We start from the raw sequence: 14,556 nt of genomic DNA, 5'->3' as shown, positions 1-14,556 counted from the left end.
CATGTGACGGCGCAAGGAAAAGCGAAGATCATGGCCGCCCTGAAACTCGACCCGATAGATTTGAAGATCCTCGACGCCATCCAGCGCGACGGACGCATCACCAAGCTGGCGCTGGCCGAGCAGGTCGGCCTGTCGCCGACGCCGTGCTGGTTGCGGCTTGCCAAGCTGGAAAAGGCCGGCATCGTCGCCGGCTATCATGCCAGGGTGGCGATGCGCGCCATCGCGCCCATCGCCACGGTATTGATGGAGGTGACGCTGGGCAATCACCGCCAGGCCGATTTCGACCGCTTCGAGCGCGCGGTCAGGGATATTCCCGAGATCGTCGCCTGCTGGTCGGTGGGCGGCGGCGTGGATTATCTGCTCAAGGTGATGGCACGCGACATCGACGCCTATCAACGGCTGGTCGATGCATTGCTCGAACGCGAACTCGGCATCGACCGCTACTTCACCTACATCGTCATCAAGACGGTGAAGGACGAGACCGTACTGCCGCTGGCGGAATTGTTGACCGACGGCTGAACGCGCAAACTCTCTGCGCGCGCCCCTTCCCGATAGAGATTCTCTCTACCTGCTACCGTGCGAATGGTCTTTCTCTCGCGCCGCCGGCCATAGGATCGGCCCCGATCACGGAGGCCAATTCGATGTCCGCCCATGCCCACTTCGCCCGCCCCGAGCGCCATGACGCGCTCGACCGGCTCGCCGACCGGCGGCTGCTGCGCGAGCTTGCCTATAGCGACGGTCACTGGACGGCGAGCGACGCCGCGCAAAGTTTTGAAGTCACCGACCCGGCCTCCGGCGCGACGCTTGCCTTCGTCGCTTCGCTCGATGCTGCCCAGACCGGCAAGGCCATCGACGCCGCGACCCGCGCTTTTCCCGCGTGGAAGGCACTTCTGCCGCAGGAGCGGTCAGGAATCCTGCGCAAATGGTTCGATTTGATCGTCGCCACCAAGAACGATCTGGCGCTCATCATGACGCTGGAACAGGGCAAGCCCTTGAGGGAATCTCTCGGCGAGATCGATTATGCCGCGTCCTTCGTCGAATGGTATGCGGAAGAAGCCAAGCGGGTGAACGCCGAAAGCGTCACCAGCCATCTGGCCGGCGCCGAGATGACGGTTCGCCGCGAAGCGCTGGGTGTCGTCGGTGTCGTCACGCCCTGGAATTTCCCGGCTGCCATGCTGACGCGCAAAGCGGCCGCAGCCCTTGCCGCCGGCTGCACCATCGTCGCGCACCCCTCGTCCGAGACACCGCTGTCGGCGCTGGCGCTGGCCGAACTCGGCGAACGCGCCGGCCTGCCGGCAGGTGTCTTCAATATCGTCACCGGCGACGCCGCCACCATTGTCGGGCGGCTGTGTGAAGACCAGCGCGTGCGCGCCATGAGTTTTACGGGTTCGACCGAGATCGGCCGGCTGATCGCGAAACAATGCGCGCCGACGATGAAACGCCTGGTGATGGAACTTGGCGGCCACGCGCCATTGATCGTCTTTTCCGACGCCGATCTCGACCGGGCGGTGACGATCGCCGTCGACGCGAAATTCGCCACGTCGGGGCAGGACTGCCTTGCCGCCAACCGCATCTATGTCGAGCGGTCGCTCTACGGGCGCTTCTGCGCCGCCTTTGCCGAAAGGATCGCCGCGCTCAAGGTGGCCGACGGGCTGACTGCCGACGCCGACATCGGTCCGCTGATGCACGAGCGGGCAGTCAAGAAAGTCGAAGAGCAGGTTGCCGATGCGGTGGCGCGCGGCGCGCGGCTTCTTGCGGGGGGCAAGCGCCGGGCGCCCGGCTCGCTGTTTTTCGAGCCGACGCTGCTGACCGATGTGCCGGACGATGCCCTCATCATGCAGGACGAAACCTTCGGCCCAGTGGCGGCGGTGACGTCTTTCGACGACGAGGACGAGGCAATTGCCCGCGCCAACGCCACCGAATATGGTCTGGTCGCCTATGTCGTCACCGAGAACGGCGCCCGCCAGCGGCGGATGGCGAATGCGCTCGATTTCGGCATGGTGGCCGTCAACCGGGTGAAGATCACCGGTGCGCCGATCCCTTTCGGCGGCGTCAAGCAATCGGGCGTCGGCCGTGAAGGCTCGCGCCACGGCCTGGAAGCCTTCACCGACCTCAAATATGTCTGCCTCGATCTGGCCTGAACGACGCCCCGAGAAATCGACAAGCCGCGTTCGACCGACGAAACCGAAAAGGAGAAGAAAATGCTAGAACAATCCAACGAACTCGCCGCCTGGGACCGCGACCACTTCTTTCATCCCTCGACGCATATGGGTGCACATGCACGCGGCGAAATGCCGAATCGCATCGTTGCCGGCGGCGAGGGTGTCACCATCTGGGACAATACCGGCAAGAAGAGCATCGACGCCTTTGCCGGGCTTTATTGCGTCAATGTCGGCTATGGCCGCCAGAAGATTTCCGACGCAATCGCCGAGCAGGCGAAGAACCTCGCCTATTATCACGCCTATGTCGGCCATGGCACGGAAGCCTCGATCCGGCTTTCCAAGATGATCATCGACCGCGCGCCGAAAGGCATGAGCCGCGTCTATTACGGTCTTTCCGGCTCCGATGCCAACGAGACCAACATCAAGCTGATCTGGTACTACAACAATGTGCTCGGCCGACCCGAAAAGAAGAAGATCATCTCGCGTTGGCGCGGCTATCACGGCTCGGGCATCATGACCGGCTCGCTGACCGGTCTGGCGGGCTTCCACAATGCCTTCGACCTGCCGCGCGCGCCCGTGCTGCACACCGAGGCGCCTTATTACTATCGCCGCGAAGATCGTTCGCTTTCGGAGGAGCAGTTCTCGCAATACTGCGCCGACCAGCTCGAAAAGCTGATCCTGGCGCAAGGGCCGGAAACCATCGCCGCCTTCATCGGCGAACCGGTGCTGGGCACCGGCGGCATCGTGCCGCCGCCGAAGGGCTATTGGGGCAAGATCCAGGCGGTGCTGAAGAAGTACGACATTCTGCTCGTCGCCGACGAGGTCGTCACCGGCTTCGGGCGCCTGGGTTCGATGTTCGGCTCCGACCATTACGGCATCGAGCCGGACCTCATCACTATCGCCAAGGGCCTGACCTCTGCCTATGCGCCGCTTTCGGGCGTCATCGTCGGCGAGAAGATGTGGAAAGGTCTGGTGCAGGGTTCCGACAAGCTCGGCCCGATCGGTCATGGCTGGACCTATTCGGCGCACCCGATCTGCGTGGCAGCCGGCGTCGCCAATCTCGAACTCATCGACAAAATGGGGCTGGTGAAGAATGCAGGCGAGACCGGCGCCTATTTCCGCGCCGAACTGGCCAAGGCCGTGGCCGATCATAAGAATGTCGGCGACGTGCGCGGTGACGGCATGCTGGCGGCGGTGGAATTCGTCGAAGACAAGGACGACCGCAAATTCTTCGACCCGGCGAAAAAGATCGGGCCGCAGGTTTCGGCGGCACTGCTGGAGCGCGGCGTCATCGGCCGCGCCATGCCGCAGGGCGACATTCTGGGCTTCGCACCGCCGCTCTGCCTGACGCGCGCGGAAGCGGACGTCATCGTGGCCAAAACGGCGGAAGCGGTGAAAGCAGTGCTTGGCTGAGCCTGCTTCATGCCCTCGCCCGGCCCCTGTCCGCCGAAGCCGTAGGCAAGGTGGAAGCGGGGCCGGGTAAGGACAAACTCTTGCAAGGAAATGAGCATCACTGAAATGACGACGTCTTCCCTCCCCGCCACAATGGCCGCCGTGCAACTCATCGGCCATGGCGGTCTCGACAAGCTTGTTTACAATACCGGCGTCGCGGTGCCGCAACCTGCGGCCGGCGAGGTGGTGGTGAAGGTTACGGCCTGCGGCATGAACAACACCGATGTGTGGGTGCGCCAGGGCGCCTATGGCACGGAAGAGGACGCGGCCGCCGTCTCCACCTGGCGGCGGCAAGGCAACACGCTGACCTTCCCTCGCATTCAGGGAACCGATACGGTCGGCACGATCGCGGCCGTCGGGCAAGGCGTTCCGGCATCGCGCATCGGCGAGCGGGTGATGGTGGATTTTTCCATCTACAACCGCGACGACGATTCGCTGGCCGACATCGACTATATGGGCCATGGACGCGACGGCGGTTACGCCGAATATCAGGCGTTGCCGGCCGAGAACGCCCATGTCGTCAACACCGGTCTCACCGACATCGAACTCGCCACCTTCTGCTGTGCCTATCTCACCGGCGAACAGATGATTGAGCGCGCGGCGCTCAAGGCAGGCGAACGCGTGCTGGTGACGGGCGCTTCCGGCGGCGTCGGCTCCGGCATCGTCCAGCTTGCCCGCGCACGTGGCGCAATCCCTTACGCCGTGGTCGGCAAGGGCAAGGAAGAGGCGGTGTGCGCCATCGGCGCCGAAGCGGTGATTACACGCGGCGTGCCGGACCTGCCGGCAGCGGTTGCCGAGGCGACGAATGGCCAGCCCATCGACGTGGTGGCCGATCTGGTCGGCGGGCCGATGTTCAACGATTTGCTGCGCATCCTTCGCGCGGAAGGCCGCTACACCACAGCCGGCGCCATTGCCGGGCCGGTGGTGCAGCTCGATCTCAGAACCATGTATCTGAAGCAGTTGCAGCTCAATGGCTCGTCACAGGGCACGCGTGGCGATTTCCGCCGCATCGTGCGCTATATCGAGGAAGGCAGGCTGAAGCCGCTGGTCGGCGGCGTCTACCGGCTTTCCGATTTCCACCATGCGCAGACCGATTTCATGGCAAAGGACTTCGTCGGCAAGCTGGTGGTGGTGCCCGATGCCATAATGGATGCCGGCGCCTAAAGCCATTGGCACGATGCAAAGCGGTTTGTTAACGCAGGTCAGCTAGACTTCCGGCGATCGATCAATCGGCGTAGCGCCGCCGATTGCATGGCGTTTTCGCCAATCGCCGGAGCCAACCATGCCAGCCAGACCCGAAAGCGTCGTGACGATCGACCGCGTATCGGATCACTCGGCACGTCCCGGCGTGGTCGTCCTTGGCGGGGCGCACGGTACGCTGGCGCTGGCACGCAGCCTCGGCCGACGCAGCGTGAAGGTCTGGACGGTGAGCAACGACACCCCGCTGCCGGGGTGGTCGCGTCATGTGCGCCGCAGGTTCGAATGGCCGGGCGTGGACGCTCCTGACGCTATATCTTTCCTGCGCGATCTCGCAATTCGCGACGGCATGCGCGGCGCTCTGCTCGTTGCGGGCGGCGATGCCGAGGTGCGTTTCGCGGCGCAGTCGATCGACGCGCTTGGCGATGTGTTCCAAGTGGTGCTGCCGCCTTGGGAGCGGCTGAAATGGGCATGCGAAAAGCCGCTGCTCTATCGCAAGGCGGCGGAACTGGGCCTCGACATTCCGGCCACCTACGAATTCGCCACACGTCAGGAAGCAGTTCAGGCTGAAATCCGCTTTCCGGTCATCCTCAAGCCGAATATGGGCGGCGGCGAAGGTCTTTTGGCGCGCGCCAAGGTAATGCGCGCCGACGACCGGCAAACCTTTCTCGCCATCTTCGGTCAGGCGGCGAATGAGATCGGGGCGCGGAACATCGTCGTCCAGCAACTCGTTCCGGGGGGCGGCGAAGGGCAGTTTTCCTATTGTGCGTTGTGGCAGCAGGGCCGCCCGCTTGCCGAATTCACCGCACGACGGGCGCGGCAATATCCGGTCGATTTCGGCTACACCAGCACATTCGTCGAAACGACGGACGAACCGGCTGCACGTGTCGCGGCGCGCCGGCTGCTGGCCGATATCGGCCATCACGGACTGATCGAGGTCGAGTTCAAGCGCGACCCGCGCGACGGCACGCTGAAGCTGCTCGACGTCAACCCCCGGCCATGGTCGTGGTTCGGCCTTGCCGCCGCCGCCGGGCTCGATATGGGCGCGATGCTGTGGGGCATGGAAAACGGCCGTCCGGCAAGACCGGCGATGGCGCGCAACGGCGTTGCCTGGACGTATGCGGCGCGCGACATGGCGGCCGCGGCAACACTCAGCATGCGCGGCGAACTGCCGGTCCGCGCCTATCTCGCCTCCCTCGCTTCGGTGAGAACTTTCGCCGCTTTCGCCGTTTCCGACCCGCTGCCCGGCCTCATCGACCTGCCGTTGACCGCATGGCGCGTCGCCAGACGCCGCCTGTCGCGCTGATCGCGGGAGCCGACATGACCTTCAAGACCGCAAGCAAACGCCTGTTGAAACATGCGGCTATCCGCGCCGGGCTGGAGGGCGTGGCGCTTGCCCGTGCCGACAGGCTGTGGCCGTCGGCGGCGGGACGGGGGGTGATCTTCACGCTGCATCATGTGCGGCCGGCTTCAGGCCATGCTCATGACCCGAACGCCCTGCTTTCCGTAACGCCGCAATTCCTCGACCGGGCAATCCTCATCGCCGCTGAAGCCGGCCTCGTGCCGGTTGCGCTGGAAGACCTGCCGCGCCTGCTGGCCGATCCGAAGGACGCGCGCCGCTTCGTCGCCTTCACGCTGGATGACGGCTATCGCGACAACGCCGTTCACGCCGCACCGGTTTTCCACAAGCACGGCGTGCCCTACACGATCTTCATCACCAAAGGCTTCGTGGACCGCACCCGTTCAATGTGGTGGCAGACGGCGGATGTGCTGACCAGAGAAAAGCCGGCGTTCCGCTTCGACTTCGGCCATGGCGAAGAGGAAATCCATACCGGCACGCCGGCTGCCAAGCAGGCAGCGTTCGACCGCATCGCCGCCTTTGTGCAGAGCTCCGACGAGGACCGGGCCGTGGCCACGCTGGATGCGGCTGCGAAGCAAGCCGGGATCGAGCCGCTCGCCATCGTCGAAACGCTGACCATGGATGAAAGCGCCCTGCGTGAACTCGTGCACGACCCGCTGGCGCGGCTCGGCGCGCATACACTCACCCATGTCAATCTCAAGCGCGTCGACGCGGCAAGGCTCAAGAGCGAGGTCGAGGGTTCGGCGGACGCCGTCGCCTCCTATGCCGGACGGGCACCGGACAGCTTTGCCTATCCTTACGGTTTCAAGGCGGCGGTGGGGGAACGCGAGATCGAGGCCGTGCGCGCCGCCGGCTTTGCAGTCGCGGTGACGACGCAGCCCGGCGTTCTCGGGCCGCTCAATCCCGCCGCTGCCGCCGCCTTCAACCGCGTTTCATTGAACGGGCTTTACCAGAAGCCGCGCTATGTCCGCGCCTTGATCAGCGGTATCCCGTTCAAGATGTTATGACGGCCGCCGGATTCTTTTGCATCACCGAACCTGCTGGTAAAATGTGGGAATCGAGCACGAAAGGCGCTGCATGAATTCCACGACGAGCCCCGAGACGCTTCGCTACCGTACCCGCCGCATGGCGGGGCGCGACCCGCATGAGGCGCACCGTGTCGCCACGCCACTGGAACTTCTGTTCGACCTGACCTTCGCGACGACCTTCGGTTTTGCAGCATCCCAGCTCGCGCATGCACTGGCGGCGGGCCATTATGGCGTCGCCCTGATCGGCTTCGGTCTCGCCACCTTCGCCATCTGCTGGGCCTGGATCAACTTCTCTTGGTTTTCCTCGGCCTACGATACCGACGACTGGGTGTTCCGCCTCGTCACCATGGTGCAGATGATCGGCGTTCTGGTTCTGGCCATCAGCCTGCCGCGCATGTTCGCCTCGCTCGAGCATGGCGCGCATCTCGACAATTCGGTCATGGTGCTCGGCTATGTCATCATGCGCGTAGCGATGATCTTCCAATGGCTGCGCGCAGCCCGTCAGGACCGGCCGCGTCGCCGCGCCTGCCTCACCTATGTTATCGCGGTTTCCATCGCCCAGATCGGCTGGATCATGCAGATCGTGCTGGATTTTTCCGTCGGCGCCAGCATCCTGCTCGCCGTCATCCTCGCCATCATCGAATTTTCAGGCCCGGTGATCGCCGAACGCCGCGACGGCGGAACGCCATGGCACGCCCATCATATTGCCGAGCGCTACAGCCTGTTTGCCATCATCGCACTGGGCGAAGGCATTGTCGGCACGGTCGCGACACTGTCGGCCATCGTCGAGGAACAGGGCTGGAACCTGGACGCGGCCCTCGTCTGCATTGCCGGCGTCGGGCTGACCTTCGGCATATGGTGGGTCTATTACATGCTGCCTTCGGCGCAGATCCTGCACGCCCACCGCAACCGCTCCTTCGTCTGGGGCTATGGGCAGATCGCCATCATCGCGGCCATCGTCGCCACCGGGGCGGGCCTGCATGTCGCGGCCTATTTCATCGAAGGCAAGGCGGCGATCGGCCCACTCGCAACCGTGCTGAGCGTCGCGGTTCCGGTCAGCGTCTTTCTCGGCGCGGTCTATGCGCTCAATCGCTATCTGCTCCGACAGTTCGACCGCCGGCATATAGGGCTGATTGCTGCCACCGCTGCCGTGATGGCGCTTGCCATCGGCGCAGCTGCCGCCGGAATCGACATGGCGATCTGCCTTGTCATCGTCATGCTGGCGCCGACCGTCACCGTGATCGGCCATGAAGCATTCGGCCACGCCCATCAGGAGGCGGCGTTGGCGCAACAGGAGCGGCGCGCCACGCTGCATTAACCGGGGAATGCGAACTCAGCTTCCCTCGACCAGCACGATCTCGCCATCGGCGACGGTTTGCCGGATGGCGGCGGCGCGCTGGTATTCGGGCGAATGGTAGCAATCATGCGCCGCAGCCAGGGATTCGAACTCGATGACGACATTGCGCGCCCGGCCCGGCGCTTCCGCCACCTCATGCGCGCCACCACGCGCCAGGAATTTTGCCCCGAAACGCTCGAAAGCCGGCTTCGCCGCCGCGACATAATCCTTGTAGCGTTCCGGGTCGCGTATATCGACGCGGGCGATCCAGTATCCTTTGGGCATCATGTCCTCCATGCTTGAAAGATGGTGTCAGGCAGAGCGCATCTCGTCCAGAATGGCTTGCGCCGCAGCGCGCCTGTCCGGCGCGGCAACGATCGGGCGGCCGACGACAAGGTGGCTGGAGCCGTTGCGGATGGCATCGGCGGGGCTGACCACGCGTTTCTGGTCGCCATGATCGGCGCCCCTGGGCCGGATGCCCGGCGTGACTACGGCCATGTCCGGCCCGACAACGCGGCGCACGGCGGAAGCCTCGTGCGCGGAACAGACGATGCCGCCCATGCCGGCATGCAGCGCCTGTTCCGAGCGGCGCAGCACCAGCGCATGCGGATCGTATTCATAGCCAGCGTCGCTCAAGTCCGTCTCGTCCATCGATGTCAGGACGGTGACGCCGAGCAAGGTGAGGCCGCTGCCGCGCGCTGCCTCGACCGCAGCATGCATCGCCTTGGGATAGGCATGCAGGGTCAGCATGGTCATGCCCATGCGCACGACATTCTCGACGCCCTTGGCCACCGTATTGTCGATGTCGAGCAGCTTCATGTCGAGGAACACTTTCGTGCCGCCGCTCGCCAGTTCGCGGGCGAAATCCAGCCCACCGGCAAAGGCAAGCTGATAGCCGATCTTGAAGAACGAGGCCGTGCCTTCGAGGTCGCGAACCACTTTGGCGGCCTCGGTGAGTGTCGGCACGTCAAGGCCGACGATCAGCCTGTCGCGCATCGTCAATCCGTCGCCCGATCCGGTCATGTCCCGATCATCGTCCTGCATGAATACTCCATCATCTGCCATTTCGCAGGTATAGGCAAAGCCGGAATCAAATCAATGCGCCGCCGTGAGTTTGCTTGCCATCGAGGTTTCGATTTGCTTCGCTTCGATCACAGTCGCGTTTACGCGCTTGTCTTTCGCATTCATTTGAACCACAAATAATGAACACGGGCGGGCATGCGACCCCTTTATCAGAAGTTGCACCCGCGGCTGGGAGCCCGCGATTGGGAGCTTGGCGGACGCCGAGCCGCCAAGACGTGAAAAGGGAGTGATATCAAATGAATTCATTGTTCAGAAATCTCGTCACCGCAGGCTGTTCCCTGCTGGCGGCGACGGCGTTGACTGTGCCGTTCGCGCATGCCGAGAAGATCGGCAATTGCGAACTGAGCGGCGAAAAGGGCTCGGTTCCGATCGAGCCGGCCGTTGCCGGTCAATTAACGGTGGAGACCAATCTGCCCGCCCCCGGCTGGTGGAATGGCGACTCGCCGGACACGATCAAGGACGGCTATGAATATTGCATGGCGGCCAACATGGCTTACCTGGCCGGGCTGGACAAGCTCAAGGTCGTCAACGTGTCCTTCGACGCGCTGGTCGCCGGCCAGACCAAGGATTTCGACCTCGCGCTGGCTGAAATCTCGATCACGCCGGCGCGCGCGAAAGTGGTCGATTTCTCGGTTCCCTATTTCGATTCCGACATCGGCGTCATGGTCAAGAAGGGCGAGGACTTCGACCCCGCCAAGCTCAAGGACATGACCGTCGCAGTGATGCAGGGCACGACGGGCGCGGCCTTCACTGCCAAGAACCTGCATCCCAAGGCGGAGAAGGTCTTCCCCGACATGGGCGGCATGACCACGGCGTTGATGGCCAATCAGGTCGATGCGATCATCCACGACACCTCGATCGTGCTCGGCGCCGCATCGCAGTCGAATGGCGCGCTTGTCGTGCCGGACCAGTATTCGACCGGTGAATCCTATGGCGCGCTTTATCCCAAGGGTTCCAAGAACGCCAAAGCCTTCGACAAGATGATCGAGACGATGAAGAAGGACGGCACCCTGGACAAGCTAGCCAAGAAATATCTGGCCGACGCCTGGGGCGCCGATCCGACCAAGATCCCCTATATCAAGCCTTGATCGGGACAGGACATCGCCCGAATGGGGGAAAATGAAGGAAACCGGGAAGGCGGCCTCATCGCCGACCTTCTCGGCAGCGACCGGCGCTTCACCGCCGGCACGCCACCCAGAGACGCAACCGGATGGTCGATCACGGCGCTGTTTGTAGCCCTGTTCGTCATCTTCGCCACATGGTCCACGCTCAACGGCATCCACGCGGCACTTGCAACCGTCGGTGTGGGCGGCGTCCTGCCGGCAATCCCGCTGGTCCTTTGCGGGATCGCCGCGCTGATCCTGCTCTGGCCAGCGGTACAGTCATGGCGGCAATCGCAAGTGGCGAAATCGGCGCTGGCCGGCGGCGACCTCGTGGCGACGCGGGTGGCGACCGCCTCCTTGCGCGAATATGCGTTCTCGACATTCGGCTATGCGGCGGTCGTCGTCATCGCGCTGTTCGCCGCGCAATTCTTCATTGCCAATGAACTCGCCGTCAGCCGCACGTTCTTCCAGGTGCCGCTGATCGTCAGTTCGCTGTCGCTGGTCATCAAGGCGTTCTGGACGAACATCTACATCTTCGTCATCGCCGAGATCCTGGTGCTGGTGTGGGGCCTCATCGTCGCCATCGCACGCATGCTGCCGGGCGATGCGGCCCGGCCGATCCGGCTGATCTCGATGATCTACACCGACATGTTCCGCGGCCTGCCGGCCATCATCAACATCTATCTTATCGGCTTCGGCATCCCGCTGACCGGCCTGCCGGTGCTCAAGGATTTGCAGCCTGAATCCTATGCCATCCTGGCGCTGACGCTGACCTATGGCGCCTATGTCGCCGAGGTCTACCGCTCCGGCATCGAAAGCATCCACTGGAGCCAGGTGGCGGCGGCGCGTTCGCTCGGCCTGTCCTACATGCAGACCATGCGCTATGTCGTCGTGCCGCAGGCGGTGCGCCGTATCATCCCGCCGCTGCTCAATGATTTCATCGGGCTGCAAAAGGACACTGCGCTGGTCAACGTCATCGGCTCGATCGACGCCTTCAACCAGGCGCGCATCGTGGCATCCAACCATTTCAACCTTTCGCCCGTCACCACTGTCGCCCTGCTGTTCATCCTGATCACCATTCCGCAGACGCGGCTGGTGGACAAGTTGATCGAACGCGACCAGCGCCGCACGCGCGCCGGCGGCAATTGAGGCTATCCGCACCATGGCGATGATCGAAATCTGCAACATCACCAAGAGCTACGGTGAGTTCAAGGTCTTCGATGGGCTCTCGCTGGAGGTCGAGGAGCATCAGGTCGTGTGCCTGATCGGCCCCTCGGGTTGCGGCAAGTCGACCCTGCTGCGCTGCATGAACGGGCTTGAAACCATCCAGGACGGCGAAATCCGCATCCATGGCGACCGCATGTCGGGGCCTGGCGTCGATGTCAATGCGCTGCGCCGCGATGTCGGCATCGTCTTCCAGAGCTACAACCTGTTCCCGCATATGAGCGTGCTGGAAAACGTGACGCTGGCGCCGGTCAAGGTCCTGCATGAAAGCCGTGCATCAGCCGAGGAAAAGGCGATGCGCCTCCTGAAGCGCATCGGTCTGGAGCACAAGGCCAGGGAATATCCCGACCGGCTTTCGGGCGGCCAGCAACAGCGCGTCGCGATCGTGCGCGCGCTGGCCATGGGGCCGATGGTGCTTCTGCTGGACGAGATCACCTCGGCGCTCGATCCCGAACTCGTCTCCGAAGTGCTCAATATCGTGCGCGACCTGGCGGCCGAGGGCATGACCATGCTTCTTGCCACCCACGAGATGGGCTTCGCGCGCGAGGTCGCCAGCAAGGTCTGCTTCCTCTATGGCGGCAAGGTGCATGAAGAAGGTCCGCCCTCGCAGATGTTCAGCGAGCCGAAGGAAGAACGCACCCGCGCCTTCCTGCAACGCATTATCGAAGCCGGCCGGCTCTAAATACCCAGATACGATGCTTTAATGCCGGCTGCCGCGCCGGTAAATCCACAATTGCGTCGGCGGAATGTTGCGGATGACGAAGTGGAAATGCTCCACGGTATAGTCGCCCTTGCCCGGAGGAATGGGCGAGAGCGGCCCGTAGGTAAGCTGCACGACGGGGCGACCGGGCGGAATGCGGTCGAGCAGGCTTTCGAGATAGGCGACACGCCTGGCCACCGGGAAATTCAGCAGCGGCACGCCGGACACGACGGAATCGAAGACCATATCGCTGTTCTCGCCCAGCGTGGCATCGAGGTTGAAGCCGTCGCCCTCGATGATGTTGACGCCGGGATAAAGGCGGCGCAGATGCTGCACGAAATCGCTGGAATATTCGACCGCGTAAAGGTTCTGCGGCTTCACGCCATGGGCGAGAATCGCCTTGGTGATGACACCGGTGCCTGGGCCGACTTCAAGAACCGGCAGGCCGGAATTCAGGTTGATGACCGAGGCCATGCGCCTGGCGGTGATGGAACTGGTCGGCACGATCGAGCCGACAGCCTTGGGTTTATCGATCCAGCCCTTGAAGAATTTCAGTTCGTCGTCGAACCGTTCCGCCAGCGTCTTCCGCAACCCGGAAACACGTGCCATACGCGATTTCTCCCTATAGGCCCCCAAAGCTAACTAAGCTTGTAGAGCGCGCATCACAAGGGCGGAGCGCGGGATAATGTCGTGTATAAGACGTTTCTTGTCGCGATCAGCCTTCGCTGAAGGATTCGAAGAAGTCCTTCATCCGGCTGAAAAAGCCGCTCGACTGAGGCGAATTGTCCTTGGAAGACAATTGCTCGAACTCCTCCAGCAATTCACGCTGGCGCCGACTCAGGCTTTGCGGCGTCTCTACCGCGGTCTGGATATAGAGGTCGCCGAGTTGCGGCTGGCGCAGCACCGGCATGCCTTTGCCCTTGAGGCGAAACTGGCGGCCATTCTGCGTGCCTTCGGGCACCTTCACGCGGGTCTGGGTGCCATCCAGCGTCGCCACCTCGAACGAACCGCCCAGGGCCGCCGTGGTCATCGAGATCGGCACCTTGCAGTAGAGATCGGCGCCGTCGCGCTGGAAGAATTCGTGCGGCTTGACCGACAGGAAGATGTAGAGATCGCCCGAAGGGCCGCCGCGCAAGCCCGCCTCGCCTTCATTGGCCAGGCGAATGCGCGTGCCGTCCTCGATGCCGGCGGGAATATTGACCGAAAGCGAACGTTCCTCGATGACGCGCCCCTGGCCCGAGCATTTCGGGCACGGATCCTTGATCGTCTGGCCGCGCCCCTGGCATTGCGGGCAGGTGCGCTCGATGGAGAAGAAGCCCTGGCTCTGGCGCACCTTGCCGTGGCCGTTGCACATGGAGCAGGTGACGGGCTGGGTGCCCGGCTTGGCGCCGCTGCCTGAACATTCGGAGCATGCAACGGAAGCCGGCACATGGATTTGCGCCGTCTTGCCGGCATAGGCCTCTTCCAGCGAGATTTCCATATTGTAGCGCAAATCGGCGCCGCGCTCGCGCCCGCCCGACGAGCGACGGCGCCCGCCGCCCATCATGTCGCCGAAAATATCCTCGAAGATGTCGGCGAACCCGCCCGCCGCAAAGCCTGCGCTACCGCCGTTCATGCCGCCATTTTCGAAGGCGGCATGGCCGAAGCGATCATAGGCCGCGCGCTTTTGCGGGTCCTTCAGCGTCTCATAGGCCTCGTTGATTTCCTTGAATTTGTGCTCGCAGGCATGGTCGTCGGGATTGCGGTCCGGATGGAACTGCATGGCGAGTTTGCGGAACGCGCTTTTGAGTTCCTTCTCACTGGCGCCCTTCTCGACGCCGAGCGTTTCGTAGAAATCAGCTTTCATCTTGTCCCAATGCCCGGTTCCACCAGGTCTTCGCTGGCCTCGATTGTCGGTGCACAGCCGCGACA

General features: G+C 63.4%; 15 protein-coding genes. 10 read left to right on the top strand and 5 right to left on the bottom strand.

Annotated elements, in window-relative coordinates:
- The first annotated feature begins 30 nt into the window (after nt 1-30).
- The 7 genes from BFN67_RS07055 (at nt 31) to BFN67_RS07025 (ending at nt 8,517) form a co-directional block, all read left to right on the top strand.
- Entirely contained in the window at nt 31-519 is a 489-nt protein-coding gene (locus tag BFN67_RS07055) for an Lrp/AsnC family transcriptional regulator (protein WP_080918949.1), read from the top strand.
- Nucleotides 520-641: 122 nt separating this feature from the next.
- The gene (locus tag BFN67_RS07050; RefSeq protein WP_080918919.1) at nt 642-2,141 is read left to right on the top strand and encodes an NAD-dependent succinate-semialdehyde dehydrogenase; all 1,500 of its coding nucleotides are present in this window, start codon (nt 642-644) and stop codon (nt 2,139-2,141) included.
- 60 nt (nt 2,142-2,201) lie between these two features.
- A complete protein-coding gene (locus BFN67_RS07045) occupies nt 2,202-3,575 on the top strand; it encodes an aspartate aminotransferase family protein (protein ID WP_080918918.1) in 1,374 nt (457 codons plus the stop codon).
- A 90-nt stretch (nt 3,576-3,665) separates the two neighbouring features.
- Complete coding sequence (locus BFN67_RS07040; protein WP_245295174.1) at nt 3,666-4,778, top strand: alcohol dehydrogenase family protein; 1,113 nt, start codon at nt 3,666-3,668, stop codon at nt 4,776-4,778.
- Between the two features lie 118 nt (nt 4,779-4,896).
- The gene (locus tag BFN67_RS07035) at nt 4,897-6,117 is read left to right on the top strand and encodes a carboxylate--amine ligase (protein ID WP_080918916.1); all 1,221 of its coding nucleotides are present in this window, start codon (nt 4,897-4,899) and stop codon (nt 6,115-6,117) included.
- Nucleotides 6,118-6,131: 14 nt separating this feature from the next.
- Nucleotides 6,132-7,178, top strand: a complete 1,047-nt coding sequence (locus tag BFN67_RS07030; protein WP_080918948.1) for a polysaccharide deacetylase family protein — start codon at nt 6,132-6,134, stop codon at nt 7,176-7,178.
- A gap of 70 nt (nt 7,179-7,248) precedes the next feature.
- On the top strand, nt 7,249-8,517 hold the full coding sequence (locus BFN67_RS07025; protein WP_080918915.1) for a low temperature requirement protein A: 1,269 nt from the start codon (nt 7,249-7,251) through the stop codon (nt 8,515-8,517).
- A gap of 15 nt (nt 8,518-8,532) precedes the next feature.
- Here BFN67_RS07025 and BFN67_RS07020 read toward each other — a convergent pair whose 3' ends face one another.
- The 3 genes from BFN67_RS07020 to BFN67_RS23915 all read right to left on the bottom strand — a co-directional run bounded on the left by BFN67_RS07020 (nt 8,533) and on the right by BFN67_RS23915 (nt 9,864).
- Nucleotides 8,533-8,820, bottom strand: coding sequence for a DUF1330 domain-containing protein (locus tag BFN67_RS07020; protein ID WP_080918946.1), 288 nt, complete (start codon nt 8,818-8,820; stop codon nt 8,533-8,535).
- Nucleotides 8,821-8,847: 27 nt separating this feature from the next.
- The gene (gene pyrF / locus BFN67_RS07015) at nt 8,848-9,558 is read right to left on the bottom strand and encodes an orotidine-5'-phosphate decarboxylase (protein WP_080918947.1); all 711 of its coding nucleotides are present in this window, start codon (nt 9,556-9,558) and stop codon (nt 8,848-8,850) included.
- A 72-nt stretch (nt 9,559-9,630) separates the two neighbouring features.
- Nucleotides 9,631-9,864, bottom strand: a complete 234-nt coding sequence (locus tag BFN67_RS23915) for a hypothetical protein (protein ID WP_139789062.1) — start codon at nt 9,862-9,864, stop codon at nt 9,631-9,633.
- Here BFN67_RS23915 and BFN67_RS07010 point away from each other — a divergent pair.
- Genes BFN67_RS07010 through BFN67_RS07000 form a run of 3 tightly spaced genes read left to right on the top strand, consistent with a single transcriptional unit; the run spans nt 9,855 to nt 12,627 of the window.
- The gene (locus BFN67_RS07010) at nt 9,855-10,706 is read left to right on the top strand and encodes an ABC transporter substrate-binding protein (RefSeq protein WP_080918914.1); all 852 of its coding nucleotides are present in this window, start codon (nt 9,855-9,857) and stop codon (nt 10,704-10,706) included. The genes BFN67_RS23915 and BFN67_RS07010 overlap by 10 nt on opposite strands.
- 21 nt (nt 10,707-10,727) lie before the next feature.
- Complete coding sequence (locus BFN67_RS07005) at nt 10,728-11,870, top strand: ABC transporter permease subunit (RefSeq protein WP_080918913.1); 1,143 nt, start codon at nt 10,728-10,730, stop codon at nt 11,868-11,870.
- Between the two features lie 13 nt (nt 11,871-11,883).
- Entirely contained in the window at nt 11,884-12,627 is a 744-nt protein-coding gene (locus BFN67_RS07000; protein ID WP_080918912.1) for an amino acid ABC transporter ATP-binding protein, read from the top strand.
- A gap of 18 nt (nt 12,628-12,645) precedes the next feature.
- Here the strand turns inward: BFN67_RS07000 and pmtA are convergent, their stop codons facing one another.
- Nucleotides 12,646-13,254, bottom strand: coding sequence for a phospholipid N-methyltransferase PmtA (gene pmtA, locus BFN67_RS06995; RefSeq protein WP_080918911.1), 609 nt, complete (start codon nt 13,252-13,254; stop codon nt 12,646-12,648).
- 106 nt (nt 13,255-13,360) lie between these two features.
- On the bottom strand, nt 13,361-14,491 hold the full coding sequence (gene dnaJ / locus BFN67_RS06990; RefSeq protein WP_080918910.1) for a molecular chaperone DnaJ: 1,131 nt from the start codon (nt 14,489-14,491) through the stop codon (nt 13,361-13,363).
- Nucleotides 14,492-14,556: the final 65 nt, after the last annotated feature.

Origin of the sequence: Manganibacter manganicus, assembly GCF_002075885.1 — a bacterium.
Lineage (GTDB): Bacteria > Pseudomonadota > Alphaproteobacteria > Rhizobiales > Rhizobiaceae > Mesorhizobium > Mesorhizobium manganicum.
Note: the sequence above shows the minus strand (reverse complement) of the source record. Positions and strands in the feature narration are given on the sequence as shown.

Coding starts and splice junctions, on each gene's coding strand:
- BFN67_RS07055 (WP_080918949.1), top strand. CDS start 31: ATGGCCGCCCTGAAACTCGACCCGATAGATTTGAAGATCCTCGACGCC.
- BFN67_RS07050 (WP_080918919.1), top strand. CDS start 642: ATGTCCGCCCATGCCCACTTCGCCCGCCCCGAGCGCCATGACGCGCTC.
- BFN67_RS07045 (WP_080918918.1), top strand. CDS start 2,202: ATGCTAGAACAATCCAACGAACTCGCCGCCTGGGACCGCGACCACTTC.
- BFN67_RS07040 (WP_245295174.1), top strand. CDS start 3,666: ATGAGCATCACTGAAATGACGACGTCTTCCCTCCCCGCCACAATGGCC.
- BFN67_RS07035 (WP_080918916.1), top strand. CDS start 4,897: ATGCCAGCCAGACCCGAAAGCGTCGTGACGATCGACCGCGTATCGGAT.
- BFN67_RS07030 (WP_080918948.1), top strand. CDS start 6,132: ATGACCTTCAAGACCGCAAGCAAACGCCTGTTGAAACATGCGGCTATC.
- BFN67_RS07025 (WP_080918915.1), top strand. CDS start 7,249: ATGAATTCCACGACGAGCCCCGAGACGCTTCGCTACCGTACCCGCCGC.
- BFN67_RS07020 (WP_080918946.1), bottom strand. CDS start 8,820: ATGCCCAAAGGATACTGGATCGCCCGCGTCGATATACGCGACCCGGAA.
- pyrF (WP_080918947.1), bottom strand. CDS start 9,558: ATGACCGGATCGGGCGACGGATTGACGATGCGCGACAGGCTGATCGTC.
- BFN67_RS07010 (WP_080918914.1), top strand. CDS start 9,855: ATGAATTCATTGTTCAGAAATCTCGTCACCGCAGGCTGTTCCCTGCTG.
- BFN67_RS23915 (WP_139789062.1), bottom strand. CDS start 9,864: ATGAATTCATTTGATATCACTCCCTTTTCACGTCTTGGCGGCTCGGCG.
- BFN67_RS07005 (WP_080918913.1), top strand. CDS start 10,728: ATGGGGGAAAATGAAGGAAACCGGGAAGGCGGCCTCATCGCCGACCTT.
- BFN67_RS07000 (WP_080918912.1), top strand. CDS start 11,884: ATGGCGATGATCGAAATCTGCAACATCACCAAGAGCTACGGTGAGTTC.
- pmtA (WP_080918911.1), bottom strand. CDS start 13,254: ATGGCACGTGTTTCCGGGTTGCGGAAGACGCTGGCGGAACGGTTCGAC.
- dnaJ (WP_080918910.1), bottom strand. CDS start 14,491: ATGAAAGCTGATTTCTACGAAACGCTCGGCGTCGAGAAGGGCGCCAGT.